Source organism: Bacillus sp. cl95 (genome assembly GCF_900115925.1).
In the GTDB taxonomy this organism is placed as follows: Bacteria; Bacillota; Bacilli; order Bacillales; family Cytobacillaceae; genus Neobacillus_A.
In genome coordinates, this window is sequence record NZ_FOYF01000003.1 from 112,259 (window position 1) to 137,767 (window position 25,509).

Genomic DNA, 25,509 nt, shown 5'->3' on the forward strand with positions numbered 1-25,509 from the left:
ATTCACCTAATCGAATTCATTTGGAGGAAACATGAGTCATAAACTTCAAGTCGGTGAAATGAGGGTTTCCTTCTTGACCGATAAAGAAATTTGGGGACATTTTAATTTTATCTTTTCAAGTAAGTCCCGAAACTCAACTACATACAAGTTTGTTTTGATTAAGTCGCTTTTAGAGAACCTGTATAACGTAAATGACAAGTTGGAACTCAATTATCTTAATCTATTTGGAAGTTTTGCGAGAATTTATTGGAATCTTGTTGTTCATCACAATCTTAACCAGATAAATATGGTAGGAAAGAGATCAGAAGTTCAAAAAATACTTTTACAGATACAGGAAAAGAATCAAATCCCAAATACATTAGTCTTTGACCGTCTTTCGGATGAATTACAATTACAAATCATTAATCGGGTAAAAAGGGCATGTAAGTTAAACGTAATGGGTGCTATTTACGGGGATACTGGAAGTACAATTTATGACTTTGATAATAAGAAAGAATTCATTCGTTTCAATCCTGCCTTTTATTCTTTTATGCAGAGATTTCAACGGGTCTTAAACTATTTGACCAATTATCAATTAGCTCTATTTTTGGAGAAGTTTAACGAATTTGGAGATACTACCAACCTTCTGACGAAGGTTGAAAATGTTTCAAAACGATCTTCTTTGGATTCGTTTTATCAAATTCTGTGTTCCTTTTATGATGGGAAATGCTTTTACTGTGGGAAATGTATAAAGAAAAAAGAATCTTCCCACGTTGACCACTTTATTCCTTGGAGTTTCGTTCAGGCAGACCAACTTTGGAACTTGGTCATATCTTGTAGTGCTTGCAATTTATCCAAAAGCGATAAACTTGCAAATGAAAACTTTCTTTATCTATTGATTGATCGAAACGAAATGCTAATGAAAGACCAAGCATTTTTTTTAAGAGAGGATATGAAGGTTTATTCCAATAAGAAAATAGAGGAACTTTATTCATATTCAATAGATAATGGAATTACGGATTTTTGGGTGCCGAAGATAGTTGGGGATTAACAAAGGAACTGAGTTTCACTCAAAATGAAAGTAAAAGTAGCCTGTTAAGGTTGTGAGGAGTTTTATAGAGAGAGTTGGGAATAAGTGGGTCCTAAAAGATCCATACAAGATGTCTTGATTAATCAAAAAGAGTTGGTACATTATTTTTATGTGTCAACTCTTTATCTATATTTGACCTTTTTCAGAGAAGTGCATTTATTTAGTAAATGGTTCAAGCAAAGTTGCAGCATCTTTAGATGCTTTACTAACTGGTAATGCCTTTCAACGTCTTTTTCATATTCGGTTCCTCTGAGATCTCCTTTTAACACACTGCGCCTTAATAAAAGGAAAAAAAACAATTGAAGAAAGGACTAAAACAAGACCAACTGGATGTCCCTCTATGAGAGACGATATTGAGCCAATGGTAGAAAAGATAAATAAAATAAAGTAAATAAAATTCAAAAACACTCTATCTACCGCATAACCAACAGCTCGTAGAATTGGTACATTGTTGCTTTCTTGCGAAAATTCATCGTCTACTAAAACTTTATAAATTCTCCTAAACTTGTAACCTAAGTAATATTGTAATATTACGTTAACGGTCAAGAACATTAAAGAAATAGTGGGAACATAATCCTCCAATTCAAAATAATTATACATTCCTAAAGAAACAAAGAAATACAATAAATGACTTTGAATCGTAAACATCAGCAAATCTCCTATTTGCCTGATCTTATGAATTCCTCGAAAAGTAAAAAAGTAATACCAGAATATAATCGGTGCTAATAAGGTATTTAGTGCACGATTCGGAGTCGATAAGAATATCCTCAAGAAAATCTCCCTCACTTATGTATTGGATAATAATAGTACTTTTTGATTATATTACAATTTTCGCGTTTTGTTGTTTTTTTTTACTAGAGGCGGTTCAAAACCTTCAGCTTTTCTGTAAAAGAATATGAAGAGAGGGGACAAGGAGAACTTAGAGGCATCTAACTTTTATAGTTGTAACATACTGCTCGTTTCCTTACAAATTCGTCTTAAATGTTAATTCGGTGAATACACTTATAGATAACAGCATTTCAATGTACAGCGAGAGGTGATGACATCATGTTTTCTGTTACAGGAATGCAAGGTTTTGAATTGTTTTCTACGGAGCATTTGATCACGCTAGGTATATTCTTTGGTGTTTGTTTCTGTTTAATTTATTTTAGGAAAAAACTAAAGGCCCACCAGAATGCCTTAAAGTGGACCATCTTTTGGACTTTGCCAGTCTGTGAAATTTCCTCGCATTTATGGCGTATCTTAACCGGTCAATGGGACGTTGGTGATCTTCCACTCCACATGTGTTCGATGAGTTCTTTTTTGGCGATGTACTTATTTTTAAAGAAGAATGTGAAAGGCTTTTATGTGCTATATTTTATCGGTACGCTTCCTGCCATCTTAGCCATGGTTACACCTGAAATGACCTACGTATTTCCTCATTTTCACTTTATCGAATATTTCCTTCACCATTCAGCCATTCCAATTGCCGCCTTATATTTTATCCTCTTTGAAGGGTATAGAGTTCCTCCCAAAGCCATCCTTTACACTTATATCATTGTAAACATTGTCGCCGTACCTATTTTCATTTTGAATATACTGCTAGATACGAACTTTTTCTATTTAGCAGCTCCAACAGATGCAAAAACCATATTATCTTTTTTCGGTAGTGGGATTATGTATTATATTAACCTTGAGATTGCTGCATTGTTTGTTTTTGGTATCACGTATATACCGATGGGGATTTTGCGGAAAATAGAAAATAAAAAACGTTTATTGAGCCCTCAATGAACATCATGTCCTTTGTTTCAGAAATTCATGGTATACTGTTTGGATAACCGAAGGGAGTTACTTAACACATGAAATATATCAAGTCCCAAATGAACCAACTGATTAGAGAAAACAAAGAATTGCATACACGCTTAAAGGCGTTGAAGGTAGAGCACGGTCTTGAGAAGAACAATGCCATGAAGGCATTGTATCATTCAGAGGTTGCTGCTGGTGGAAAGTATCAATTAGCTTATCAAGCACTCGACAAGCCAAAAGGGTAGCCCTTCATATAGCATTTAACCCCTCTTCAATTTAAGAAGAGGGGTTTTGAATGTGGGAATAATCTATTCTTGCTTCACTTTTGGAATCAATCTTAGTGCATAGATGGCTGCCAAACCAACTAGGATATAAACGATTTTTGAAATGACACTGTCCATACCTCCAAATAGTCCACCCACTAAATCCTTTTCAAACAGTCCAACCAATAGCCAATTCAAGCCACCAACAATTAATAATACCAAAGAAAGCACGTTTAACGTTTTCAAGATTATCACTCCTTTGTATATACTTTGTATAGGTTATGTTTAACTTTACACATGTATGCAAGTCCTTAAACACCAATTTGTATATTTTTTGTAGAAGTTTTGTTCACTGTATATGCGCAACGCGAAAAAAATCCCTAACTCCTTTCTGGAATTAGGGATTCTTATCATTACTGCGCTTTTCTTAAAACACCTTTTTTAGCTAGGTTAACCAGTGTGCCTTTGTTCTTGAATCGATTGTGGGCAATTAGTCTATTGAGATCTTTCACTTTTAATTCAGAAGGATCGACGGCAAGTTCATATTCACCTTCTAAGCGCTTGATTAATTTGAGTGCGTACTCTGTTTGTTTTTTTGTTAGTGAATATTCATCATCGGAAGCAACAGTTTGTACAGTTTGGCTTATGGAGACATCTTGTACAGGTTTTGAACCAAAAAGAAATTCTAATAATCTCTTAAACAAGTGTTAACACCGCTTTCTCTACTAGTTACATATCCTTTATTATAGCAGAAGAATGGTGAATGTTGGTGGAATCTGTAAAAAGAATAGGTTTTATATCCTAGTGTGAGTTTTCCTGTAACTTTTTGGGATTCCTTAGAAAATTGTAGTATAATGGAGAAAATGAAAGAATTTGGAGCGTTTTTATGGCAATCACAATTCCAGATAGTATTAGGTCTTCCGCAACAGCTGGTGAACGATTGTTGTTCAGAACACTTAAAAACTATCTTCCAGATGACTATATCGTATATTATGAGCCCGAGATCCAAGGGAGGAGGCCAGACTTTGTCATTATTGGTCCAGACCTTGGAATTGTTATTCTCGAAGTAAAGGACTACACAAAAAATACACTGCTACAACTGAATCATGAAGAATGGCATTTAGTGACATCTACTGGTGAAACAGCGATCGTAAAGAGTCCAATGAAACAGGCACGGGAAAATATGTTTCATGTGGTAGATGTATTGAAGAAAGATAAGTTACTTGTGCAGCTTGATGGTAAATATAAATTTCAACTAAAATTTCCTTATGGACATGGTGTCGTGTTTACAAGGTTATTATCAAGGGACATGGTTCAAGATGGCCTCTATTCTGTCATTGAACCAAGTCTTAGTTTAACAAGGGATGAGATTGATCCGGAAAAAGAGGAATTCTCCGAAGAAGTCCTGATGGAGAAAATTCTAAATATGTTTATCGTTCCTTACCGCCTGAAGGAACCATTAACGCATGAAGATATAAATTCCATCCGTTATCATTTGTTTCCTGAAGTGCGGATCAGTGCTGAGTTTAAGGCACCGGTTCCGTATCAGGACCAACTCCTATTATCACTGCATGATGTAAAAACGATGGACATTCATCAGGAGAATCTCGCCAAGCAAATTGGAGATAAAAATCGGTTAATTCGTGGTGTGGCAGGAAGCGGAAAGACGATCATTTTGGCTAGCCGTGCGAAGATGCTTCTCAAACAAAATCCTGATTGGAAAATTCTTATCCTTTGTTATAATATTTCACTGGCTAATGCGATTCATCAAATGGTGACACATATGTTGAATGAACCAGAGGATTTGTTCGATTTTGATTTTAGCGGTAATACCGCAGATAAAGTTGTTCAGAATCAAAACATTCAAGTGCGTAATTTTCATTCTTGGTTAAAGAATGATTTGAAAATTAGGGAACAACAAATCCCTGACATGATCGGGAAACTTGAAAGCAATGAAGCGATTTTGCCGACATACGATGCCATCCTCATTGATGAAGGGCAGGACTTTGAAGCGGATTGGCTTAAGTTGGTGAGTCTTTTAATAGATGAAAAAACACAATCATTGTTGTTGGTAGAGGACCGCGCACAATCGATCTATAAACGGAAAAGGTCTTATCTTCAAGATACGGGGTTAAGCTTTCAAGGACGCTCAAAAGTTTTGTCAATCAATTACCGAAATACGGCGCAAATCGTCAAGTTTGCATGGGATTTTTACCGGAAACATTCACTGTTTAAGAATAAGGTGGTTAACCGTGAAATTGAAGGGGAGATCATTGCTCCACAAAGTACGAAAAGAAAAGGTCCTGAACCTGCCATTGTAAAAGCCAAAAGTTTTTATGATGAAATGCGTCTAGTCTCAAGACAAATCAAAAATCTTCATGAAGAGAAGAAAGTTCCGCTGCATGAAATGTTAATCTTATATCGCGTCAAACGCACCCATAAGCAACCCATTATTGATGTAATTCAGCGGTCATTAAAGGATCAAAATATCCCTTATTTCTGGATTACTGAAAATGATGGATCTAAACGGACTTTTGAAAAAGAAGATGGTCGCGTGAAGATTAGTACGATTGATAGTAGTAAGGGACTCGATTTCCAAGCTGTTTTTATCGTGAATGTTGATTCCATGCCGTTTCCACTCGAAGAGGACAAAGAAAGGGAAGTGTCATTGCTTTATATTGGCATGACGCGTGCGAAACAATATCTTTGTTTATCGTATTCAGGAGAATCTGAGTATACACGATACCTGGATGGGATTGTAGCTGAAAGGAAAGAAGAGAAACAAGGTGTGAATCAAGTGAATTAAATAGGATTTTCCATTTTATGTAAGGGTATTTGGGTTTTTGCAAGATAGATGGCATTTTTCGCAAGATTTCAGGTTGTTTTTGCAAGAATCCGTTCGAGTTTCGCAAGATTGATTTAACTTTTTGCAAGATAGAAATATTCCGTCCAAAAAATGGAAAAGTAAAACCTGGAAAAAGTAAATTTTGGTAATTGGTGCACAGTAAATAGGGTTTATCACTTCCATTCAGATTAAGAGACAAGTTCGATAGATGAAATAACACTGAAATTGAGTAAACAACATAAGAAAACGACCAGTTTTGTCTGGTCGTTTTCATATGTTTTACCAGCCAAAATTCATCAGCGTATATGAAACAAAAAATAATGATATTGCTACGGATAAAACAGTTAAAGCATTTATCCAAAATTCCTTGCAGCGATGTTTAAACAAGCGATAAATAGAGAAAATCATTGTTGCTAAGGTCATGATAATCATGATTCGACGAACCCAAATGACTCCGGACATTGTAGTCATCGCATTTGTACTTCCACCTAATAATAAGAGAATTCCTATGTGAATCCAGTGATGAGATGACGCAAGAAAAGATAATAGGATTGAGGATATGGAGGTGGTGGCTTGCTTGATATTAGAGTTCATTAGTATTGCTTCCTTTCTTTGATAAGGCATTAGTAAATAAATTAAATCCACACAATATTTGCTGTTGTTCAACTTCCGAAACCTCATTCAATATAGAGCGGTAATATTCAATTGACCTTTCTTTTACTTGTTGTACTGATCTCATTCCTTTTTCAGTCAATGACAATAATACCTCTCGGCGGTTTTCTTCATTCAATGATCTGTTGACAAAACCACCTTTCACCAAAGCATCAACCAAACGGCTTACGGAACTACGTTCTAAAAGCAATTTGTCTGCCAAATCACCAATTGTTAATGTGTTATCTTCTAATTCTTGTAATGCGAATACTTGAGAAGGAGATAATTTAAATCCACAGGGAGTAACGGTTTGCTCTAGCAAGCCAAATAAACGAATAAATTTTTGAACTTTGCTACGTAGCTCTAAAATATCTGTTTGATTCATTTTGTTCACCGTCCTAAAATAAACTAAAATAAATACGTGCACTATACATATGTTGTGTCTTACACATATTATATAATAACTATATTTTTCCAGTCAACTGTCTTTTATTCTAAGACCACATTTATTTTTAAAGCAACAATAAAAAGGGCTTACTCTAAAGTAAAGCCTCTGACTGCTAAATTAGAATTACTGAGTCTAAAAAATAGATTTGAGATATTTTTAATCGATTTGATCACATTAAAAACAAGCCACATGATTTTCATGAAGTTAGCAATAACATTGAAAAGGCTATCACTTTCCGGTGATAACCTTTCATTCTTTAGAAGGATTTTTCTTGAAAATATCTAATAATAATATATAAAAGGGAGAGTTAACATTCAGTAGGGGGATGTTGCTATTTGACGATTTCTGAAGTTCTTACTTCTATGCTTGCATTTGGCAGTCTCGTTGTGGCTATTCTAGCATTTAGGCAAAAAAAATAACCCCTTATAATTGGGAAATTCTTAAAAGGATTTTTGAAGGTGTTGACACTTCTGACTTATTATAAAGAGAAATGTTCAAAATTAATCCAACTTTAGCTTGATTGACATTTTTGATACTAGAATAATATACCTTCATAACCAGTAATCAAGGGTCGTTTTTATCCCAAATGGTTTTCCCAACTTATTTAAGAGATAAATGAAGCGTATGTTCTACTTTTTCTTTCCTAATAATGGTATAATTGTTATACAATAGGACGAGTTTCTCAAGGGTGGTCGGCACATTCCCAATTGAAAGGGCGTGATGCTGGATGACAGTTTTCGAAGCCTTAATGATTATGGTTGCGTTCGCAAGCTTAGTTATTTCTTTGCTGTCATTTCAAAAAAAATAATCCACCCTTGAGTTAGACGCTCAGGTGGATTATTGTTCACCGAATTACCGATCACCCAAAAGGAAACCGACTATTCTTTGGCCTTACATGTTACCAGCATGTTTGGCCCTTTTTATTGTATGCACCGCTTCGGCTATATTATACCCTTTTCACTTTATATTTTAAACTTGGTTCAGAAGTTTTTGTTTGGTTTATTTTTACAATTGTGTGAACTTAAGCAGATAGCACTTATCTTTTTATAGAAGAAAAAGGAAAACTTGTTTACCCTGTAGAAATAGATGGAAAAGTAATTGATTGGTAAGATGGAGGATTTGCTTGAAGAAAAATGTTCCAAACAAAATACATATTATTGGCTCGGTAGGCAGCGGGAAAACAACACTGGCAAGAAAATTATCCACGGAGTTAAATATTCCATTTTTTGAATTAGATAATGTTATGTGGATAAGGAATAAGTCAGGTGATATTAGGAGAACTGAAGAAGAAAGAAAAGAATATTTGAATTCTATTCTACATTCTAATGCTTGGATTATTGAAGGGGTTCATAATGATGAATGGGTACTTGATTGCTTTCATCATGCGGAATTGATTGTTTTCCTTGACAAAGATTACTCAATTCGAATATACCGAATTATAAAGAGATTTATTTTACAGAGACTTAGGATAGAGAAATCAAATTATAGACCAACATTTCAAATTTTTATCAAGATGTTCAAGTGGAATAGATTATTTGAAGAAGTGGAAAAACCAAGTTTTTATAAAAAGTCTCGAATATATAGTGACAAAATCTTACTAGTAAAGAACAGTGATGATATCCGTAACCACCTTATGAGATATTCCTTAATGACCTGCTTTCCACTTTTTGTATTCTTCCTTAATCTCGGTCAGGGTGTAATCTTTTGATGCTTTCCATTGGACAAATGAACCTGATTCTATCAACTGTCTTAAGTAATCATCCCGTTTTTTTTCGACCATTTTCCTTAGTATCGCCATGCTTCATTCAATCCCTTCTGTCGTTTATTAATCAGAGTATATGGGATTTACAAACAAGAATCATTAGGTTTGTTAGGTTTACTAACACAGGTTTAAAGTTATGAGACAGTGTAAATCTGTTGTGTCTTAAACGAAAGGAGCATGGCTTTTGATGTAAATTGCCCTTTTTGTAATCCAAATTCAGACATTTATCAAAATATCGTTTTTGAAAATGAGAATGGCTATTTTCTACAGCATGATAAGCAACAAGATGTATTAGAAGGCTGCGGTGTTATTGTGCCAAAGAAACATCATGTAAATGTGTTTGAACTAACAAAAGAAGAATGGAACGATACGTATGACCTATTACATGATGCTAAAGAATACCTTGATGAGAAGTATTCTCCGGATGGTTATACACTAGGTTGGAATGTCGGAGAAGTTTCTAACCAATCAATTTTTCATTGCCATCTGCATGTCATTCCCCGCTACAACGATGAACCTTTAGCTGGCAAAGGAGTTCGTTATTGGTTGAAACAACCTGAAAATAAAAGACAAAATTTTGCAACTGATAAACAGGGGATTCTAGTTGAGTCCAAACCATCCAATCAGGGAAATTTCTTATTGGAGTGTGTGTCAAGCAAGCACAACTCTTGATAAAGGAGTAAGGGGAGAGCGAATTTGGTATTCCAAATAGGTCCATTAAGAATACGCAAATTAGAAGAAAAAGATAATGTTGTACTAGCACGTTGGCTTTCTGACCCAGCTGTTCTTGAGTATTATGAAGGTAGAGACAATCCTTTTAATCTAGAGAAGGTTAACGAAATATTTTATTCTGCGGACGATGATGAAGTAAGATGCATGGTGGAGTTTGACGGAGTAATGATAGGATATATTCAATTTTACTTAATAGATGACGAAACGAAAAAAGTATATGGTTATGCCGATGACAATATATATGGGACAGACCAGTTCATTGGTGAAGTCGATTATTGGAATAAAGGGATAGGGACCTTACTTGTTACATTAATGGTTAACTATTTGACGGATCATAAGAACGCGGATCGAGTGGTGTTGGATCCCCAGATCAGAAATAAGAGAGCCATAAGGTGTTATGAAAAGTGTGGATTTAAAAAGGTGAAAATTCTTTCTAAACGTGAACTGCATGAAGGAGAATATCAAGATTGTTGGTTGATGGAGTATAAAAATGATTTAGTACTTGGTCACTAAAAAGACTTGAAATAAGAATGAAATATACCCAAGGGCCTTAGTTGGCCCTTTTTTGTGGGAATTTTTCTTCAAGAAACAGAAATTGATTAATTTTTACAACTCTGTCATATACTATTTTTCGGTAAATCCTATTTCATATATGACAATTCCTAACTGCATTTGACATTTTTCGTATGGGAGATAATTGAGTTTATTGTTTGTTTTTGTTTTACGATTTTGTTTTGCTTCATTTATTTCTTATTTCGATAAGTAATAAGAGTCGTTTTTAATGAGGCATAGGAGCCAACGGCTGCATAACCATAAAGCCATCCCATCAAAATACCTGCTGCCAATTTGCCTGGATGACTGATGAATATTGAAATAAGAAGACCAATGATAAGAGCAATTGAAGGGATAAATACTTTCTTCACTTTGAAAAAGACTTTCACCATTTGAGTCAACAACATGACAACAGGGACAGCAATCACAGCATCCCAAATATTCGTATGGATTATTGGTAAGTTCATTTTTGGCATCACCTTTTTAACCAATAGTATTTCTTCCAATTATGGCCCTTAGTCAACATTCCTTTCATCATCGTTATGAAATTCTCTTGTTTTTTTAAATAGAGGATTTGTTAATGTTTAGTATTGTTTTCTTATTAGTAAGCGTGGGGGAATCCACTCCCTTTCCGCGGACGAACTGGCAAGCCTCCTCGCTCGTTCCTCGCTGTGGGGTCTTTCCAGCTCGTTTTTCCGCAGGAGTCTCGCGGATTCCCTCCTATAGAATTATCAACAGTGTGTTTAACAGAGCCCCAATAAAAGTCCCATTTTCCAACACAATATGACATTTGTCATATGAAAGATATGATACCTGCTACTAGGAAGAGGTTTTTGATTAACCTATAATTCAAATTAATAACTCCATGGAAGGGGAATTTAATCTTATTATGATTGAACAAAACACAAAAACATTGAAGAAACAGGTAGCCCCTTATGAACAAGCATCCTTGAAGGCGAGTATTTGGCAAATTGTTAATACATTAGGGCCATTCTTTGTACTTTGGTTCCTTGCTTATAAGAGCTTAGAGGTTTCTTACTTACTGACATTAGCGATTTCTGTTGTTGCAGGTGGATTCTTGATCCGTACTTTCATCATTTTCCATGACTGCTGCCACCATTCTTTCTTTAAAAATCGTAAAGCTAACAAAGTTCTTGGTATGATCACTGGTGTTCTAACCGTATTCCCATATGAGCAATGGGCTCATGATCATTCCGTTCACCATGCAACGAGTGGTAATTTAGACAAGCGTGGTACAGGTGATATTTGGACGCTAACAGTTGATGAGTATTTAGCATTATCGTCAATGCAAAAGCTTGGTTACCGTTTGTACCGCAATCCAATCGTAATGTTTGTTTTAGGTCCAATTTGGGTTTTCTTGATCCTTAATCGCTTTAATCGTAAAGGTGCACGTAAGAGTGAACGCCTTAACACTTATTTAGCAAATGCATTAATCGTTGGTGTCATCGCATTGATGAGTGCACTAATTGGTTGGCAGAATTTCTTGCTTGTACAAGGTCCAATTTTCTGGATTTCTGGTGCAGCTGGTATCTGGATGTTCTATGTACAACATACATTTGAAGATTCTTATTTCGAAGAAGATAAGAATTGGGAATACGTGAAAGCGGCTGTTGAGGGAAGTTCTTTTTACAAGTTGCCGAAACTGCTTCAATGGTTGACAGGAAATATCGGTTTCCACCATGTACACCATTTGAGCCCGCGTGTACCGAACTATATGCTTGAAGCAGCGCATAAGAACACAGCTCCATTGCAAAATGTACCAACCATTACTTTGCTTTCGAGTTTAACTTCTCTTAAATTCCGCCTATGGGATGAAGAGAGCAAAAACTTTGTTGGCTTCAAACACGTAAAGACACTTTCTAGAAATAATGTAACAAGTAGTGTTAACACTGAACATTAATTTGAAACTCCCCTTATTGCCTAGCCATAAGGGGAGTATTTGATTCTTATGTAATATTGTATGAAACATTCAACAGAGATAACTGTCTAGCTCCAGCGCCCAGCCCCTCGGGGTCATAAGCCAAATCGCTCCAGAAATCAGGATTTCCTGCGCGCTTCGTCTTATGCCTGTCGGGGCTATGCAGGGCGCTTGCGCTTTTCTATTCCTTCTTATGGTAAAATAAAGTCAATAACTTGAATGAGGTATTGTGATGTTTAGAAGCTACTGGATTCATTTAAAAAGTACAGGGATTTCTCCTTACATATGGACAATTCTTGTCATGTTGCCGTTTTATTTTATTTTTCAACAGTCGGCTACGACCATTGAAATCTTCGTGGGCATATTCCTGACGCTTATATTCTTCCTCATCTATTGGTTGGCTTTTGTATCTAAAGGGTGGACGGTCTATTTATGGACATGTATTTTAATAGGAATCTCTATTGCGACCACCATTCAGTTTAGCTATGTATATTTTGCATTTTTCCTTGCCTACCTGATTGGAAATGTGAAAGATCGAGTTGCCTTTTTAACTCTCTATTTCATTCATCTTTTCGGTACTTCAGCTGCAATCAATTTGAATATCGTCTGGAAAGAAGAACTTTTTTTGAGACAATTGCCAATGGTCGTTGTCATTTGGATCAGCATCATTTTGCTACCGTTCAGTATCCGTCATAAAACAGAACGTGGTCAGCTCCAAGAAAAGCTCGAGGACGCGAATAAGCGAATCTCTGAACTAGTCAAACTTGAGGAGCGGCAAAGAATCGCTAGAGATCTTCATGATACTTTGGGACAAAAGCTTTCCTTAATTGGCTTAAAAAGTGATTTAGCAAGAAAGCTTATTCATAAAGATCCAGAACGGGCTCGTGATGAACTATATGATGTACAGCAAACGGCAAGAACCGCACTAAATGAAGTGCGAAAAATGGTTGCCCACATGCGCGGGATTCGTCTGGTGGAGGAATTGGTTCATGTTAAGCAAATTTTAAAGGCTGCACAGATCGAATTGGTTACTGAGCCTGATTTTAATCTCACCAATGTTTCACTATTAACGGAAAATATCCTTAGTATGTGTTTAAAAGAAGCGGTGACGAATATCGTCAAACATAGTGGGGCCACAGAGTGTTCTATTTATTATGATCAGTCAGATAGCGAAAGCGTGCTGACTGTAAAAGATAATGGCAATAAGGCTGTTGCAGGGATTGATTTTAACAAGGGAAGCGGTTTGTTAGGAATGAAAGAAAGGCTTGAATTCGTCAATGGCAGTCTAGAGATATTGGTGAAGGATGGCACGATGTTAGTGATAAAAGTACCGAATGTGGTAAGGCTGTCTGATAGGGGAGGAGCTTAGATGATTCGAATCGTAATTGCAGAAGATCAGCGAATGTTGCTTGGAGCATTGGGGTCTCTGCTTAGTCTTGAAGATGATATGGAAGTAGTGGGGCAGGCAAGCGATGGTCAAGAGGCAATTGAACTTGTACACAAGCTACAGCCAGATATTTGCATTATGGATATTGAGATGCCAGGTAAGACGGGACTTGAAGCAGCAGAAGAATTAAAAGACATGGACTGCAAGGTCATCATCTTAACTACCTTTGCCCGATCAGGATACTTTCAGCGAGCATTAAAGGCTGGGGTCCGCGGATATTTATTGAAGGATAGTCCGAGTGAAGAGTTAGCCAGCTCGATTCGAAGCGTCATCGCAGGGAAACGAATTTATGCTCCTGAATTGATGGATGATATGTACAGCGAGGAAAATCCGCTAACTGAACGTGAAATGGATGTGCTCGAGCTCGTGGCAGATGGGCGAAACACGAAGGAAATCGCTAGTCAGCTTAGTTTAACCACAGGTACTGTGCGCAATTATATTTCTACAATCTTAGATAAATTAGAAGTCACCAACCGAATTGAAGCGATCCGCCAATCGAAGGAAAAAGGCTGGTTCAAATAGGATGGTGGCGAACACCATCCATATTGATTTTGGAATCCCAAAGCAAATAGCTTTGGGATTTTTTTCGTCCGCGCTTGCCAGTGTTCAAATAAAATGAATGTCGTGGCTATTTACCTTGCCCATTTTTCTTTTTTGCAGCTAAGTCTTTTTGTGTTATTTCGCTGCGGATGTTGATTTCGCTTGAGTGTTCTGTTTCAGTAGTTTGCTTTTTGATTTCTGGGCGATTGTTTCTTTTGTTTGACATGATTTTCCCTCCTTTCGATTTGCTTCGACCATATTTTGTGCAAGGAAAGATAAATTACTCATAGAAATTTTTTTAGGTTGGATAGACTTTTGGCTGTAAAGAGAATATAATATAAACAAGAACAAATGTTCTTGTTTTTAGGTGAGAATTTGATTTAGGAGGTGATAAAAAGGGAATGATAATTTAATGATGAAGGTAGGTAAGATTAAATTGAAACGGAGGACATTTTCATGGATTCTACAATCAATCAAGTCTTAAGCGAAATGGAAAAAATGAATGAAAAATTTGATCAGCGTTTTGATCAAATGGAAGGCCGCTTTGAAAAGATAGATACGCGCTTTGATCATGTGGACGCTCGCTTTGAAAAGGTAGATGCGCGGTTTGATCAAGTGGATGCTCGCTTTGAAAAAATGGATGAACGGTTTGACCAGATGGATGCTCGATTCGAACATTTAGAAGAAGGAGTGAAGTACTTAAAAATAGGTCAGGACGAAGCAAAAATGATGTTGAAGGCTTCGCTTGAGGCCGTTGAAAAAACAAACGCAGAATTAGTGAACTTGCGAAATGAATCGGACCACAAATTTGAGCAAAACGATAAAGAACATCGTTTTTTCGAGCAAGAACTTAGAGACACCAATTTGAAATTGGCGGATCATAGTCGTGAGTTAAGAAAGTTAAAGTTCGAAAAAAACCACCTAATATAACGCTTATATTTAGGAGCTTTGAAACATGCTTTTATACACTAGCATCGCGCTAAATTCCAAAGCTCCAGACACTTATTTGAACTTCTTGAGTACAGCTTTTTCAATTGTCTCCCATGGGACGAATTTCTTCATCAAGAGAGTTTGAATAACGCCTTTACCGATGGGATATCTCAATTTAGGCCTTTTCTTTTGTGATGCGATTTTTGCCACGAGCTTCGCCACATCAAGCGGATCGCCATGTTTGTTTTTACTACCATTGATTTCATTGAGGATTCCTGACATATATTTGTGATATGGTGAGTTTTCATTGATTTCAGTCGTATCGATACTTGACCAAATATTGGTGCGATATGATCCCGGCTCTATTAGCGTAACATCAATACCAAATGGCTTTACTTCAAGCCTTAGGCTTTCACTAAAACCTTCGATTGCATGTTTTGAAGACGTATAGGCAGATAAACCTGGAAACCCAAACTTTCCGCTGATGCTACTCATGTTAATGATTCGTCCAAAATTGTTTTTACGCATCAATGGTAGTACGCATTGAGTCACACTGATTAGCCCAAACACATTGGTTTCAAACTGTGATCGGTAATCTTGAACTGTAATTTCTTCACAAAACCCACCGTGTGCATAACCAGCATTGTTTACGAGTACATCTACTGAATCTAACTCTTGTAATTTCCTTCTCAAACTGACTATTGAGTCTTCAGATCTAACATCTAATGGAAAGACTTCTATGTTCTTTTCACATCCAAATTCGGAAGCTTTCTGAAGCAACAATGGTGATTTTTCCATATTCCTCATACAGGCGATCACTCGGAAATTTAATTTTGCTAACTCGATTGCAATAAGTAAACCAAACCCACTCGACGCCCCCGTGACGATTGCCGTTTTTCTCATCCTTAGCCCTCATTTTAAGTGTTTTCATTCATTTTAACTCTTTTAATACGAAAATGGATATATGTTGAACTGATTTTTAGTCTAGGCATTCTTTCAAGAAAGGAAGGTGATATAGCTATGAATGGTGGTATGGAAGATATGGAACATGATTTAAACAATTTTACGGTCCTATATCAAGAGGATCCACTATTTGAAGCAGAGTGTATGTTGCTTGGTGCTATCTTTCTTGATCCAAACATCATTCATGAAATGATTCTGGAGCCATTCCATTTTACACAAAAACGTAACCAATTGATTTATAAGAATATGAAGGAACTGCAACTAGCAGGGAAACCCATTGATTTTGTAATGTTAACCAAAAAGCTTGGAAATCATATCGAATCCATTGGTGGGGTGAAATTTCTCACTGATATTGCAGGAGCATGCCCTACTACCCAAAATATTGAACACTATCAAAACATTGTTTTGGAAGATTACAAACTGAGGGTGCTTCGGACGGCAGCAGTAAATTTCCTAAATGACCAGACTATTGAAAAAGCCGAGGATTTTTATCAATCCTATATTTACACACAAGAAATAGGAAAGGTCAAAAGAGAAGGAAAAAGAGATGTTTTGTTCCAAATGTTTGACGAAATGTACGAGGATCATGGCAGTATGTCTGGAATCAATTGTGGGTTTAAGGATCTAAATAGCATGATGAATGGTTGGCAACGAAGTGATCTCATCGTTATTGCAGCAAGACCTTCCGTTGGGAAAACCGCATTAGCTCTAAATTTTGCGATGACTTGTTGTAAAGAACAAGGTGTCGTTGATTTCTTTTCTTTAGAAATGCCTGAAAAACAACTTGCTAAAAGAATGCTCAGTGACCTTACCAATATCGATAGTTTCAAATGGAAGAACCCGTATCGCTTTTTTAGTGAAACAGACCAAAAAAGGGCGACTAACGCTCTTGGTATATACGATAAGTGGAACATGCTCGTTCATGATGAACCTCGACAGACTCTGTCAGATATTCGTGCTCGAATTCAAAAGACTAAACGTGAGTATCCAACAAAAAGTCATTTAGTAATCATTGATTACCTTCAATTATTAACAATCACAAAAAGGTATGAACGACATGACCTCGCCATTGGTAGCGTAACTCGTGAGTTAAAACAGATTGCTCGCCAATATGAAGTGCCTATTGTTTTGCTTTCTCAACTTTCAAGAGGGGTGGAGCAAAGAGCAGATAAGCAACCCAAAATGTCCGACTTGAGGGATTCTGGTAGTATCGAACAAGATGCCGATGTTATTTTGTTGTTAAGCCGCGAAGAGAATGAAATGAAGTCGAACTACAAAAGTGAAGTAATCATTGTTGACATTGCTAAACAACGAAATGGTCCCACTGGTATGGTGAAATTGGTATTTGATAAGAGGTACAGCAGATTTCGAGATTTAGCGGCCACAAACAAAAATACCCCACATTAAGGTGGGGTATATAAACATTAGCGCTTGCAAACCGAATCAATTTCATAGTCTTCGGAATCATCTGTTTCACCAGTCGTACATTTAAAACATAAATGGGAGCCGCTGATGGCAGAACCAATCGCCCAAATCGGCTTCTTACATTGAATGCATTTCACTCCATTTTTCTTATCAGTGACACATGCTTTCAGCTCTTCCATAAACAAATCTTTGTTTTCGCCTTTGTTGCTTTTCATATACATTTGTACAAATTTTTCAATCGTAATCGGGATCATGATGTACTCCTTGCATTTTTTTAAAATTATACCATAGATGAACTTTGATGAGATATTTGCTAAAAATAAACGGACTTCCCAATTTTCAAATATCCCATAAAAATGAAAAGATTAGAACATTTAGCATAGGGATTGTACAGAAGATAATTGTCATATAGAATGTTTTTTATTCCGAAAATTACATCGCTATTATCCTTGTATAATATCAGTGAAAATGGTCTGATTGTTTCTACCTGGCAGCCGGATGCCAGACTACAGGGAAGTATGATTGAAAATATTTGTGTTTATTTTGATTGATTTTTTCATCTCTTTAAATGCCCTTATTCTTCATACTTTCTGTCCTGTGGCCGAAGGTTTGAAAGAATAGGGGCTTTTATTTTAGGAAAGATTACATATCAACAGGAGATGAGACCATGCAATTTTTGTTAAATTTACTTGGCGTTTTCGTTGTTATCGGCGGAGTATTCCTGCTTTCTCCAACGAAAAAGAAAATAAAGTGGAAATCGATTGCCATCTTGCTAATTGTGGAAGTATTAATCACCTGGTTCATGCTTGGAACAAAGTTTGGTTCATGGACAATCAATCAAATCGCCGCATTCTTCACGTGGCTCATTGCGTGTGCTAACGAAGGGATTTCATTCGTTTTTCCATCTGCAATGGCAAATGAACACGTTGATTTCTTCTTTAGTGCGTTGTTGCCAATCATCTTTATCATCACATTCTTCGATATCTTATCGTATTTCGGAATCCTTACTTGGATTATCGATAAGGTTGGATGGGTGATTTCGAAGATTTCTGGTCTGCCGAAACTTGAAAGTTTTTTCTCGATTCAGATGATGTTCCTTGGTAATACAGAAGCACTTGCTGTAATTCGCCAACAGATGGTCGTGTTGCAACAACATCGTTTGCTAACATTTGGTTTAATGAGTATGAGCAGTATCAGTGGATCCATCATTGGAGCCTATCTCACGATGGTTCCTGCTGAATATGTATTTGCAGCCATCCCACTTAACTGTTTGAATGCTTTGCTATTAGCTAGCATGCTTAACCCGATAGACGTAAGCAAAGAGGAAGACATTGTTTACGTTCCTCCTAAAGAAGAACGCAAGGACTTCTTTTCAACCATTTCAAACAGTATGATGGTTGGAATGAATATGGTCATTGTTATCTTAGCAATGGTCATTGGTTATGTAGCTGTTACGGCTTGCTTAAACGGAATCTTAGGGTTCTTTGTGGATGGTCTGACTGTTCAAAAAATCTTCTCTGTCATCTTTAGTCCATTTGCCTTCTTGCTTGGTTTGACAGGATCAGATGCTATGTATGTAGCTCAATTAATGGGTATTAAGCTTGCAACAAACGAATTCGTAGCCATGATGGACTTAAAGGACAAGCTAAATGATTTAGATCCTCATACGATTGCTGTTGCGACAACTTTCTTAACATCATTTGCGAACTTCAGTACAGTAGGTATGATTTACGGTACCTTTAATAGCATCCTCGGTGAAGAGAATTCATCGATCATCGGTAAAAATGTTTGGAAATTGCTTGTCAGCGGTATTGGTGTATCATTACTGAGCGCCATGCTTGTTGGATTATTTGTTTGGTAATCTTAATTAAGATATGTAAAGAGCAGTGCCATTTAACGATGTGCACTGCTCTTTTACGTTCCGAGGTACTATTTGAACTTGGCAGGATTTCTTACCGAAAGATTTCTTCATAACTTTTGGTTATACATATATATCTTAATGGTATTTCCACAATCAATGAAAGGTTGATATGATGAATTTAGATAGGTAGATCAAGGGAGTGAATGAGATGAAGGTACAACTGATTAGACATGCAACTTTAAAAATCAATTACAAAAATAGAACATTCTTGGTAGACCCGATGTTCAGCATAAAAAGCACATTGCCGGCTGTTGCCAATTCTGCAAATGAGTTTAGGAATCCATTGGTTGATCTGCCAGTTTCAGTGGAATCGATCCTTGAGGGAATAGACGCAGTTATAATCTCGCATTTACATCGAGATCATTTTGATGATGCAGCTATTATTCATTTACCAAAGGAAATTCAAATCATTTGTCAGCCTGAAGATGAAGGTAAAATACGCGAGCTTCAATTTACTCAAGTTACACCTATTGAGAAGAGCTTAAAATGGAATGGAATAAGGATAAGCAGGACGAAGGGAGAACATGGCACAGGGAAAATTGGTGAAAAGATGGGGCCAGTTTCAGGCTTTGTTCTAGAAGGTGAAGGTGAGAAGACTCTTTATCTTGCAGGTGATACGATTTGGTGTAATGATGTAAATGAAGCTATTCTTGAATACCATCCATCTGTTATAATTCTTAATGGAGGAGAGGCACAATTCTTACAAGGTGACCCCATAACAATGGGCCCGAAAGATATATCGCTTGTAAGAGAATCTTATTCAGAAGCGTCCATTGTTGTGGTACACATGGAATCGTGGAACCATTGCCTTCTCACAAGGAAACAATTGAATGAATACATTGAAAATAAAGAGTTATCTCACATAGTCGTCCCTATGGATGGAGAAATTCTAGATTACTAGATGAATATTATTTTATTAAAAAAACAGTCTTTGAACACACAAAATTATAGGGTTAAATAAGGTGAGAAAATTGAACAGCCAGATTAAAGGAACATTATTCGTTTTAATATCAGCACTTGGGTTCGGAGCAATGGGAATGATCGCGACCATTGCATCTTCACAAGGAATAAACACTGACACACTCTTGTCATTTCGTTTCCTGATAGCGGCGTTGATATTTGCCGCTTTTTTATTCGTTCGTAAGATTTCTTTTAAAGTAAATGTAAAGCAAACCCTGCTATTTGTACTGCTTGGTATGATTGGATATGCTGCGATGTCAACTCTCTTATATGAGTCATTTAAATTGGTTTCAGTACCAGTAGCTGTCCTAGTTTTATATACATATCCAGCTATTGTCATGCTTTTATCGATCTTGCTCGGTAAAGAAGTATTAACCTTTCAAAAGGGCTTCTCCTTAGTGGCCGCTGGAATAGGGCTCATACTGGTCATGCAAATCAGTGATGGTTTTAACATGAGAGGTACATTGTACGCTTTCTCATCAGCCATCCTGTATGCTTTTTTCGTCTTAATCAGTAATAAATATACAGCAAATGATGATTCATTACTTAAATCGATGTATATCAGTTTGTTCGCATCAGTTGGTCTATTTGCAATGGGTTTTCAATCTTCAGCGATTTCTTTACCGGAAACGGTATCAGGATGGGGAATTATTCTGTCCCTAGCCTTAATATCTACTGTATTACCATTCTTCTTTTTCTTTGAAGGGCTTCAAATGGTAGGTGCAACGAAAGCTTCCATTTTGAGCATGCTCGAACCAGTGTTTGCTGTCGTTCTATCAGCTATTTTCTTAGGTGAACATCTAAGTCTTTTACAATGGTTTGGAATGGTGATCGTTATCTTTTCTTCCTTATTGGTAAGCGTCAATCCTGCAGAGTTATTCCCAAAAAGGTATGCACCAGTTAATAAAAGAGCATAGTTATGAATTCTAACGAGATAAGGCAATTCGCTTTATCTCGTTTTTTCTATTAACTTCTGTCATTTTAGACTTAAACTTATGATTCTCCTTGAAAGTTTGTGGTAGAATTTACTAATAATATGGAAAAGGGATTGAATCCTTTATGCTAAAGCTCATGCATTTAAAGTATTTTGTTAGTGTGATCGATGCAGGCAGCATGACTTCAGCTGCTAAGAAACTGTATATTTCCCAACCCGCCTTGTCAAAACAGCTTGGTCAACTAGAAAAGGACCTGAATTGTGAGTTGTTGCTTAGAAAAACCACTGGCAATGAATTAACAGAAGCAGGCCGACACCTCTATCACAAGGCAACCCAATTATTGAAGTCTGCAGAAGAATTATCAGCTGAAATGGACCGTTTTTCGGAAAAAAATACTCTAAAGCTTGGTGCTTTACCAAGTATAGGCAGTTTTTTTCTGCCAGCCATTGTAAATGAATTGAACAATAAATACAAAGTTGAATTATTCATTAGAGATACGACGGAAGACCTTGTCCAACTTATAGAAAATAATCATGCTGATTTTGTGTTCGTTCAAGATGCATCCCCAAATCGGAATATAATTTTGGAAAATTTGTTTTGGGAACCGTATGATGCGCTTATAGGCGCTTCCGTTGATGGGGAAGAAGGCTCAGAGGTTTGCATGGAGGAATTTATCAAGAAAAACTTGATTCTCCATAAGCACCCATGTGATATCAGGACATTTTTTGAAGATTATTGTAAAACTCATGATTTGAATTATAAGCTTGCGATCGAGTTGGAGACAAATGAATCCATCGTTTCTTTCGTTTCAAGTGGGCTCGGTTCATCGATCCTGCCAAGAATGGTTTCAAAAAATATTCGTAATGAAGCTGTAATGATCAAACCATTTTACCAGGGAAAAATAGGACGAAGCGTGGATATATTGTTCAAACCATCTCTTAAAAAGATTGCAAGAGAACTCATTGGAATTTCGAAAGAGCGATTTGAACAAAATTTCTAAGACTAGATTTCTAATTGAGGATTACATGAATGGGAAATTGGAAGAACAGTATTAAATATGTATTAAATGTTTAGTCATTGGAAGTAGGAGATCATTCAGGTAAAGTATCTCATAAAGAGTTGCTTTCCTAGTCTTCATTTATTACGAAGCTGTATCTTAATTTTTCATGAATACATTCATCTTGTTTCTTTTTTTTTGGCTGTGTTAAAGCTAAATGTTGATAATTGAAACCTCCCGGATTCCTTTATATATTAATATGGGAACGAGGTTGAAATGACAGATACTTACGATAGTTTATGCTTATCAAAATTCGCTGTATAGTGCTTATTTAAAAATCGTGACAGGAATTTGCAATAAGTTTGTTGAATAATTCTGGGATGAGCACTTGATCTCAAGGAGGTATGAGATATGAAGATCAATAGAATAGATCATGTGAGTATAAACGTAAATGATCTTTCAGAGGCTAAAGCGTTTTTTCTTGATTTAGGACTTGAAGTGCAAGCGGAATGGGAATTGGATGGAGAACAGTTGGACCGAATAGTTGGGCTTAATAATGTTAAAACGGCATGTGTAGGATTGGGGATGCCAGATGGTCAGGCATGGATAGAGCTAGTCAAATTTTATACGCCGTCAGATGAAACAGATATTCAGAAACCTTTGGCAAATACGCTGGGTATCCGACATATTTGCTTTGCTGTTGAAAATATTGAAGCTATTGTTGCAAAATTGAAAAAGAAAGGCACGGAAATCTTTAGTGAAATACAGCAATATGAAGAAAGTTATAAGTTATGCTACGTTCGTGGTCCTGAGGGAATTATTTTAGAGTTGGCTGAGAAAATCAAATAAACAAACGATATGCTGACATATATATAGAAACACTTTCGCTTAACTAAACATACTGATATTTCACTGGACGGCTGTCTTTTTAATGGGCTTACGTTCTTTCGCCTTTGGGACAAACGGGGGCATTAGCTAAAAAAAATTATTAATGAAATGGATACTGATTTCATATACATCCTCATATTCAATATGTAACAAGCATTAATCAATCATAAAAAAAACCCCTGTAATCTAACAGGGGTTTTATTATGGAAGGGTGTGCAGCTCCAGCTGGATAATAATAAGAAAAATCAGGATTTATAAAACTTTTTGGCGAAGTAAAATATTTGCGTCTAAAAAGATGGTATAATTTAGAATGAGAGAGTTTACAAACTAGTTTGTTGTCATTCTATTGATATGTTATTCAACTTATATAGCTTCATATATGATTTCATAGATATACGACTTAGGAGCTGAAACAGTGAATCCAATTGAAAGCTATGCCCAATTTTTGGTTCAAAATGCTGAATCAATTAGTAAAGAAATTGTTGATTATAATTTAGGGAAACTAGAGATTGAGTTGCCAATTGAAATTGTAGAAAAATCAATAAACACCAATAAAGAATTTTTAGTGTTCTTAGGGAATTCGTTGTATCTATCTAATGAGACAGTAAGAGAGAAATTTATTGAGTGGCATAAGAAAAATACAGATCAAACGGAATATGATTTTAGTTTCGATGATATCTCGAGGCTCATAAAACCTTATGCAGATACTCGACTTCACTTAACTGAGATGCTTACCAAAATTTCTAAGAATGAAGGTCTTTCTCTCGAGGAAGTTGTTCAAGTGAATAACCGTCTCAGTTATCTGCTTGATTTAAGTATTACGGAAACGATGATTGATCGTGAAAGACTAGCTAATGAAAATAATAAGAAAAATCAAAAGATTATTACTGAGTTGTCTTCACCCATTGTACCTCTTCAAAATGGTCTGGCTATACTTCCTTTAATTGGGGAAATTGACTTGGATAGGTATGAACATATTATGAACAGTGTCATTCCTAAGGTTAACGAATTAAATACGAATTGTCTCATTATCGATTTTTCGGGAATAGCAAAGATTGATAGTGATGTAGCAAGGAGAATATTTACCATTAATGATGTTTTGGGCCTTATTGGAGTAAATACAATGTTTACTGGTATTAGACCTGAATTGGCTGTAAGCATTATAAGTGCAGGTATTGATTTTTCTTCCTTCCAAACCTTTGGAACTGTACAACAAGCTATATTAAATATGTAATAGATAAGTCCTGTTACCGCAAAAAAAGCGTTTGAATCCAAACGCTTTTTTTGTGTGTTATTGTACATACTGACTACTTGTGCAAGGTGGGGAAATTCGGACTTTATGCCAGTAAACCGATCGCTTTCTTAGCGAGGGTAGCCAGCTCGAGTTGATGAAGTGTTTTACAATAATCACTCTGAATGTTGCCATCTATTTTATCCTCACATTTCTTCAAAAGGTGTACAACGCGCCAATCCACGTACCAATCACCACTCTCTGCATCTGAATGCTTTTGATTTTTCCAAGCAAATTCTAGCATAGGACTATAAAATCTAGCTGCACCGGTCCGTATTTGGCATTCGTGTAGTCGAGGCAAATAATAGCTGAAAGGCAGAAGTTCTTTTACCGAATTAAATAGATGTGGCGAGTAATCTTTTCGTGAACCTGTGTGAGGGTGGTCTATCGCCCACTTATAAACTCTATTCAACACCCCAACATTTTCAAATAGCAGAAGATATAATTTTTTTCCGATATTGATTCTTTCGTTCAAATTTTCAAAGTGATGTACCGTCATACCTAATAATTGTTCATAGGTGGGGAATATCACATGATTGAGTGACAGCACATCCTGCATCATAAAAGCAAGTGAATCCGAGATATTGCTAAATGAATCAGAATGAATCAATCGTTTTTCGATATAGTTTTGCTCATTCACAATCAAAGAGGCCGTTAATATTGCAGAATCGGGATAATCCCATGTATAGTTCCAAACGGCCTCCATAAATACCGAAACTCCAAGATGTGGAAGGAGATGAAAGAGATTCTTTTGCTTATTTAAGGAGTGTTCGTAAAGGAGTAGTTGTGGATAGGCGTCTTGAAAAATAAGCCAGTTTGCCCGCTCTAAGAAGGTAAAAAAAGTCACACGCTCTTTTTCACTCATCAACCTTTCTAAAAATTCTCCGCGCAAATCTGTCATGTTCCAGCCACCGTTTCGAGAGACCATATGAGCAAGAAATGCCCAATGGATTTCTGGGTGACTTTTATAATAATCAAGGTAAGCCCTTGTGCGGGTCACATTATTTAGGTTCCATTCAGCTGTCTTTTCGCGGATTTCACAAACTAATTGTTGTTCCTCGTTGGTGAGCTGTAAAGGTACCTTTTTGCCTATTAAAAATTTCTTGATTTCCAAAAGTGGTTTCGGTAACGGATCTTTATTTTTCCAGAAGATTGTGACCCCCTCC

The 25,509-nt window shown here is 36.4% G+C and carries 29 protein-coding genes, 1 pseudogene and 1 riboswitch; of the genes and pseudogenes, 20 read left to right on the forward strand and 10 right to left on the reverse strand.

Features of this window, described 5'->3' with window-relative positions:
* Nucleotides 1–31 precede the first annotated feature (31 nt).
* The gene (locus tag BMZ31_RS09595; RefSeq protein ID WP_090831528.1) at nucleotides 32–1,030 is read left to right on the forward strand and encodes an HNH endonuclease; all 999 of its coding nucleotides are present in this window, start codon (nucleotides 32–34) and stop codon (nucleotides 1,028–1,030) included.
* A 273-nt stretch (nucleotides 1,031–1,303) separates the two neighbouring features.
* On the opposite strand, the gene BMZ31_RS09600 is transcribed toward BMZ31_RS09595, so the two are convergent.
* Nucleotides 1,304–1,717, reverse strand: coding sequence for a hypothetical protein (locus BMZ31_RS09600; RefSeq protein WP_090831529.1), 414 nt, complete (start codon nucleotides 1,715–1,717; stop codon nucleotides 1,304–1,306).
* A 417-nt stretch (nucleotides 1,718–2,134) separates the two neighbouring features.
* Between BMZ31_RS09600 and BMZ31_RS09605 the strand changes: the two genes are divergently transcribed.
* Both BMZ31_RS09605 and BMZ31_RS09610 read left to right on the forward strand, forming a co-directional pair.
* On the forward strand, nucleotides 2,135–2,839 hold the full coding sequence (locus BMZ31_RS09605) for a YwaF family protein (protein ID WP_254778778.1): 705 nt from the start codon (nucleotides 2,135–2,137) through the stop codon (nucleotides 2,837–2,839).
* 68 nt (nucleotides 2,840–2,907) lie between these two features.
* The gene (locus BMZ31_RS09610; RefSeq protein WP_090831531.1) at nucleotides 2,908–3,099 is read left to right on the forward strand and encodes a hypothetical protein; all 192 of its coding nucleotides are present in this window, start codon (nucleotides 2,908–2,910) and stop codon (nucleotides 3,097–3,099) included.
* A gap of 63 nt (nucleotides 3,100–3,162) precedes the next feature.
* Here the strand turns inward: BMZ31_RS09610 and BMZ31_RS09615 are convergent, their stop codons facing one another.
* Together BMZ31_RS09615 and BMZ31_RS09620 are read right to left on the reverse strand one after the other, a co-directional pair.
* Nucleotides 3,163–3,363, reverse strand: a complete 201-nt coding sequence (locus tag BMZ31_RS09615) for a DUF378 domain-containing protein (protein WP_090831532.1) — start codon at nucleotides 3,361–3,363, stop codon at nucleotides 3,163–3,165.
* A 167-nt stretch (nucleotides 3,364–3,530) separates the two neighbouring features.
* Nucleotides 3,531–3,821, reverse strand: coding sequence for a hypothetical protein (locus tag BMZ31_RS09620; RefSeq protein WP_090831533.1), 291 nt, complete (start codon nucleotides 3,819–3,821; stop codon nucleotides 3,531–3,533).
* A gap of 182 nt (nucleotides 3,822–4,003) precedes the next feature.
* On the opposite strand from BMZ31_RS09620, the gene BMZ31_RS09625 reads away from it, so the two are divergent.
* Nucleotides 4,004–5,923, forward strand: coding sequence for a 3'-5' exonuclease (locus BMZ31_RS09625; RefSeq protein WP_090831534.1), 1,920 nt, complete (start codon nucleotides 4,004–4,006; stop codon nucleotides 5,921–5,923).
* 318 nt (nucleotides 5,924–6,241) lie between these two features.
* On the opposite strand, the gene BMZ31_RS09630 is transcribed toward BMZ31_RS09625, so the two are convergent.
* The gene (locus tag BMZ31_RS09630) at nucleotides 6,242–6,556 is read right to left on the reverse strand and encodes a hypothetical protein (protein ID WP_090831535.1); all 315 of its coding nucleotides are present in this window, start codon (nucleotides 6,554–6,556) and stop codon (nucleotides 6,242–6,244) included.
* Nucleotides 6,546–6,998, reverse strand: coding sequence for a MarR family winged helix-turn-helix transcriptional regulator (locus tag BMZ31_RS09635; protein ID WP_090831536.1), 453 nt, complete (start codon nucleotides 6,996–6,998; stop codon nucleotides 6,546–6,548). Before BMZ31_RS09635 ends, BMZ31_RS09630 begins: the two co-directional genes overlap by 11 nt.
* Before the next feature lie 398 nt (nucleotides 6,999–7,396).
* On the opposite strand from BMZ31_RS09635, the gene BMZ31_RS21030 reads away from it, so the two are divergent.
* From BMZ31_RS21030 to BMZ31_RS09650, 5 genes and pseudogenes are all read left to right on the forward strand, one after another.
* Nucleotides 7,397–7,480 carry a putative holin-like toxin gene (locus BMZ31_RS21030; protein ID WP_368086643.1) on the forward strand — a complete coding sequence of 28 codons (84 nt, stop codon included), beginning with the start codon at nucleotides 7,397–7,399 and terminating at the stop codon, nucleotides 7,478–7,480.
* A gap of 308 nt (nucleotides 7,481–7,788) precedes the next feature.
* Complete coding sequence (locus BMZ31_RS21035; protein WP_368086644.1) at nucleotides 7,789–7,869, forward strand: putative holin-like toxin; 81 nt, start codon at nucleotides 7,789–7,791, stop codon at nucleotides 7,867–7,869.
* 315 nt (nucleotides 7,870–8,184) lie between these two features.
* The gene (locus tag BMZ31_RS09640; protein ID WP_139205933.1) at nucleotides 8,185–8,769 is read left to right on the forward strand and encodes an AAA family ATPase; all 585 of its coding nucleotides are present in this window, start codon (nucleotides 8,185–8,187) and stop codon (nucleotides 8,767–8,769) included.
* Nucleotides 8,770–9,000: 231 nt separating this feature from the next.
* A pseudogene (locus tag BMZ31_RS09645) lies at nucleotides 9,001–9,393 on the forward strand (HIT family protein); the annotation flags it as partial.
* Between the two features lie 126 nt (nucleotides 9,394–9,519).
* Entirely contained in the window at nucleotides 9,520–10,068 is a 549-nt protein-coding gene (locus tag BMZ31_RS09650; RefSeq protein WP_090831538.1) for a GNAT family N-acetyltransferase, read from the forward strand.
* A 230-nt stretch (nucleotides 10,069–10,298) separates the two neighbouring features.
* Here BMZ31_RS09650 and BMZ31_RS09655 read toward each other — a convergent pair whose 3' ends face one another.
* Nucleotides 10,299–10,574: a hypothetical protein gene (locus BMZ31_RS09655; RefSeq protein WP_090831539.1), complete on the reverse strand. Its 276-nt coding sequence runs from the start codon at nucleotides 10,572–10,574 to the stop codon at nucleotides 10,299–10,301.
* A gap of 422 nt (nucleotides 10,575–10,996) precedes the next feature.
* Between BMZ31_RS09655 and BMZ31_RS09660 the strand changes: the two genes are divergently transcribed.
* The 3 genes from BMZ31_RS09660 (at nucleotide 10,997) to BMZ31_RS09670 (ending at nucleotide 14,015) form a co-directional block, all read left to right on the forward strand.
* A complete protein-coding gene (locus BMZ31_RS09660; protein ID WP_090831540.1) occupies nucleotides 10,997–12,028 on the forward strand; it encodes a Delta(5) desaturase DesA in 1,032 nt (343 codons plus the stop codon).
* A 250-nt stretch (nucleotides 12,029–12,278) separates the two neighbouring features.
* Nucleotides 12,279–13,415: a sensor histidine kinase gene (locus BMZ31_RS09665; protein ID WP_090831541.1), complete on the forward strand. Its 1,137-nt coding sequence runs from the start codon at nucleotides 12,279–12,281 to the stop codon at nucleotides 13,413–13,415.
* A complete protein-coding gene (locus BMZ31_RS09670) occupies nucleotides 13,416–14,015 on the forward strand; it encodes a response regulator transcription factor (protein WP_090831542.1) in 600 nt (199 codons plus the stop codon).
* Nucleotides 14,016–14,121: 106 nt separating this feature from the next.
* Here the strand turns inward: BMZ31_RS09670 and BMZ31_RS20300 are convergent, their stop codons facing one another.
* Complete coding sequence (locus tag BMZ31_RS20300) at nucleotides 14,122–14,259, reverse strand: hypothetical protein (protein WP_175478061.1); 138 nt, start codon at nucleotides 14,257–14,259, stop codon at nucleotides 14,122–14,124.
* A 230-nt stretch (nucleotides 14,260–14,489) separates the two neighbouring features.
* On the opposite strand from BMZ31_RS20300, the gene BMZ31_RS09675 reads away from it, so the two are divergent.
* Entirely contained in the window at nucleotides 14,490–14,963 is a 474-nt protein-coding gene (locus tag BMZ31_RS09675; protein WP_090831543.1) for a hypothetical protein, read from the forward strand.
* Nucleotides 14,964–15,035: 72 nt separating this feature from the next.
* Here BMZ31_RS09675 and BMZ31_RS09680 read toward each other — a convergent pair whose 3' ends face one another.
* Entirely contained in the window at nucleotides 15,036–15,866 is an 831-nt protein-coding gene (locus tag BMZ31_RS09680; RefSeq protein WP_090831544.1) for an SDR family oxidoreductase, read from the reverse strand.
* Nucleotides 15,867–15,983: 117 nt separating this feature from the next.
* On the opposite strand from BMZ31_RS09680, the gene BMZ31_RS09685 reads away from it, so the two are divergent.
* Nucleotides 15,984–17,333 (forward strand): replicative DNA helicase, encoded by a 1,350-nt coding sequence (locus BMZ31_RS09685; RefSeq protein WP_254778718.1) that lies wholly within the window; start codon nucleotides 15,984–15,986, stop codon nucleotides 17,331–17,333.
* 17 nt (nucleotides 17,334–17,350) lie between these two features.
* Here BMZ31_RS09685 and BMZ31_RS09690 read toward each other — a convergent pair whose 3' ends face one another.
* Nucleotides 17,351–17,605 (reverse strand): hypothetical protein, encoded by a 255-nt coding sequence (locus tag BMZ31_RS09690; protein ID WP_090831545.1) that lies wholly within the window; start codon nucleotides 17,603–17,605, stop codon nucleotides 17,351–17,353.
* 175 nt (nucleotides 17,606–17,780) lie between these two features.
* A riboswitch (purine riboswitch) is annotated at nucleotides 17,781–17,880 on the forward strand.
* Between the two features lie 138 nt (nucleotides 17,881–18,018).
* On the opposite strand from BMZ31_RS09690, the gene BMZ31_RS09695 reads away from it, so the two are divergent.
* From BMZ31_RS09695 to BMZ31_RS09720, 6 genes are all read left to right on the forward strand, one after another.
* Nucleotides 18,019–19,212 carry a nucleoside transporter C-terminal domain-containing protein gene (locus tag BMZ31_RS09695; RefSeq protein WP_090831546.1) on the forward strand — a complete coding sequence of 398 codons (1,194 nt, stop codon included), beginning with the start codon at nucleotides 18,019–18,021 and terminating at the stop codon, nucleotides 19,210–19,212.
* Between the two features lie 208 nt (nucleotides 19,213–19,420).
* The gene (locus tag BMZ31_RS09700) at nucleotides 19,421–20,173 is read left to right on the forward strand and encodes an MBL fold metallo-hydrolase (protein WP_090831547.1); all 753 of its coding nucleotides are present in this window, start codon (nucleotides 19,421–19,423) and stop codon (nucleotides 20,171–20,173) included.
* A gap of 70 nt (nucleotides 20,174–20,243) precedes the next feature.
* Complete coding sequence (locus BMZ31_RS09705; protein WP_090831548.1) at nucleotides 20,244–21,149, forward strand: DMT family transporter; 906 nt, start codon at nucleotides 20,244–20,246, stop codon at nucleotides 21,147–21,149.
* Between the two features lie 154 nt (nucleotides 21,150–21,303).
* The gene (locus tag BMZ31_RS09710; protein WP_175478062.1) at nucleotides 21,304–22,167 is read left to right on the forward strand and encodes a LysR family transcriptional regulator; all 864 of its coding nucleotides are present in this window, start codon (nucleotides 21,304–21,306) and stop codon (nucleotides 22,165–22,167) included.
* 408 nt (nucleotides 22,168–22,575) lie between these two features.
* Nucleotides 22,576–23,013 carry a VOC family protein gene (locus BMZ31_RS09715; RefSeq protein WP_090831550.1) on the forward strand — a complete coding sequence of 146 codons (438 nt, stop codon included), beginning with the start codon at nucleotides 22,576–22,578 and terminating at the stop codon, nucleotides 23,011–23,013.
* 454 nt (nucleotides 23,014–23,467) lie between these two features.
* Nucleotides 23,468–24,286: an STAS domain-containing protein gene (locus BMZ31_RS09720; RefSeq protein WP_090831551.1), complete on the forward strand. Its 819-nt coding sequence runs from the start codon at nucleotides 23,468–23,470 to the stop codon at nucleotides 24,284–24,286.
* 103 nt (nucleotides 24,287–24,389) lie between these two features.
* Here BMZ31_RS09720 and BMZ31_RS09725 read toward each other — a convergent pair whose 3' ends face one another.
* Complete coding sequence (locus tag BMZ31_RS09725) at nucleotides 24,390–25,457, reverse strand: DUF2515 family protein (RefSeq protein WP_254778720.1); 1,068 nt, start codon at nucleotides 25,455–25,457, stop codon at nucleotides 24,390–24,392.
* Between the last annotated feature and the right edge of the window lie 52 nt (nucleotides 25,458–25,509).

Excerpts from the sequence above, each read along its gene's own strand:
- BMZ31_RS09595 (WP_090831528.1), top strand. The coding sequence starts at position 32 with ATGAGTCATAAACTTCAAGTCGGTGAAATGAGGGTTTCCTTCTTGACC.
- BMZ31_RS09600 (WP_090831529.1), bottom strand. The coding sequence starts at position 1,717 with ATGTTTACGATTCAAAGTCATTTATTGTATTTCTTTGTTTCTTTAGGA.
- BMZ31_RS09605 (WP_254778778.1), top strand. The coding sequence starts at position 2,135 with ATGCAAGGTTTTGAATTGTTTTCTACGGAGCATTTGATCACGCTAGGT.
- BMZ31_RS09610 (WP_090831531.1), top strand. The coding sequence starts at position 2,908 with ATGAAATATATCAAGTCCCAAATGAACCAACTGATTAGAGAAAACAAA.
- BMZ31_RS09625 (WP_090831534.1), top strand. The coding sequence starts at position 4,004 with ATGGCAATCACAATTCCAGATAGTATTAGGTCTTCCGCAACAGCTGGT.
- BMZ31_RS09630 (WP_090831535.1), bottom strand. The coding sequence starts at position 6,556 with ATGAACTCTAATATCAAGCAAGCCACCACCTCCATATCCTCAATCCTA.
- BMZ31_RS09635 (WP_090831536.1), bottom strand. The coding sequence starts at position 6,998 with ATGAATCAAACAGATATTTTAGAGCTACGTAGCAAAGTTCAAAAATTT.
- BMZ31_RS21035 (WP_368086644.1), top strand. The coding sequence starts at position 7,789 with ATGACAGTTTTCGAAGCCTTAATGATTATGGTTGCGTTCGCAAGCTTA.
- BMZ31_RS09655 (WP_090831539.1), bottom strand. The coding sequence starts at position 10,574 with ATGAACTTACCAATAATCCATACGAATATTTGGGATGCTGTGATTGCT.
- BMZ31_RS09660 (WP_090831540.1), top strand. The coding sequence starts at position 10,997 with ATGATTGAACAAAACACAAAAACATTGAAGAAACAGGTAGCCCCTTAT.
- BMZ31_RS09665 (WP_090831541.1), top strand. The coding sequence starts at position 12,279 with ATGTTTAGAAGCTACTGGATTCATTTAAAAAGTACAGGGATTTCTCCT.
- BMZ31_RS09670 (WP_090831542.1), top strand. The coding sequence starts at position 13,416 with ATGATTCGAATCGTAATTGCAGAAGATCAGCGAATGTTGCTTGGAGCA.
- BMZ31_RS20300 (WP_175478061.1), bottom strand. The coding sequence starts at position 14,259 with ATGTCAAACAAAAGAAACAATCGCCCAGAAATCAAAAAGCAAACTACT.
- BMZ31_RS09675 (WP_090831543.1), top strand. The coding sequence starts at position 14,490 with ATGGATTCTACAATCAATCAAGTCTTAAGCGAAATGGAAAAAATGAAT.
- BMZ31_RS09680 (WP_090831544.1), bottom strand. The coding sequence starts at position 15,866 with ATGAGAAAAACGGCAATCGTCACGGGGGCGTCGAGTGGGTTTGGTTTA.
- BMZ31_RS09685 (WP_254778718.1), top strand. The coding sequence starts at position 15,984 with ATGAATGGTGGTATGGAAGATATGGAACATGATTTAAACAATTTTACG.
- BMZ31_RS09690 (WP_090831545.1), bottom strand. The coding sequence starts at position 17,605 with ATGATCCCGATTACGATTGAAAAATTTGTACAAATGTATATGAAAAGC.
- BMZ31_RS09695 (WP_090831546.1), top strand. The coding sequence starts at position 18,019 with ATGCAATTTTTGTTAAATTTACTTGGCGTTTTCGTTGTTATCGGCGGA.
- BMZ31_RS09700 (WP_090831547.1), top strand. The coding sequence starts at position 19,421 with ATGAAGGTACAACTGATTAGACATGCAACTTTAAAAATCAATTACAAA.
- BMZ31_RS09710 (WP_175478062.1), top strand. The coding sequence starts at position 21,304 with ATGCATTTAAAGTATTTTGTTAGTGTGATCGATGCAGGCAGCATGACT.
- BMZ31_RS09715 (WP_090831550.1), top strand. The coding sequence starts at position 22,576 with ATGAAGATCAATAGAATAGATCATGTGAGTATAAACGTAAATGATCTT.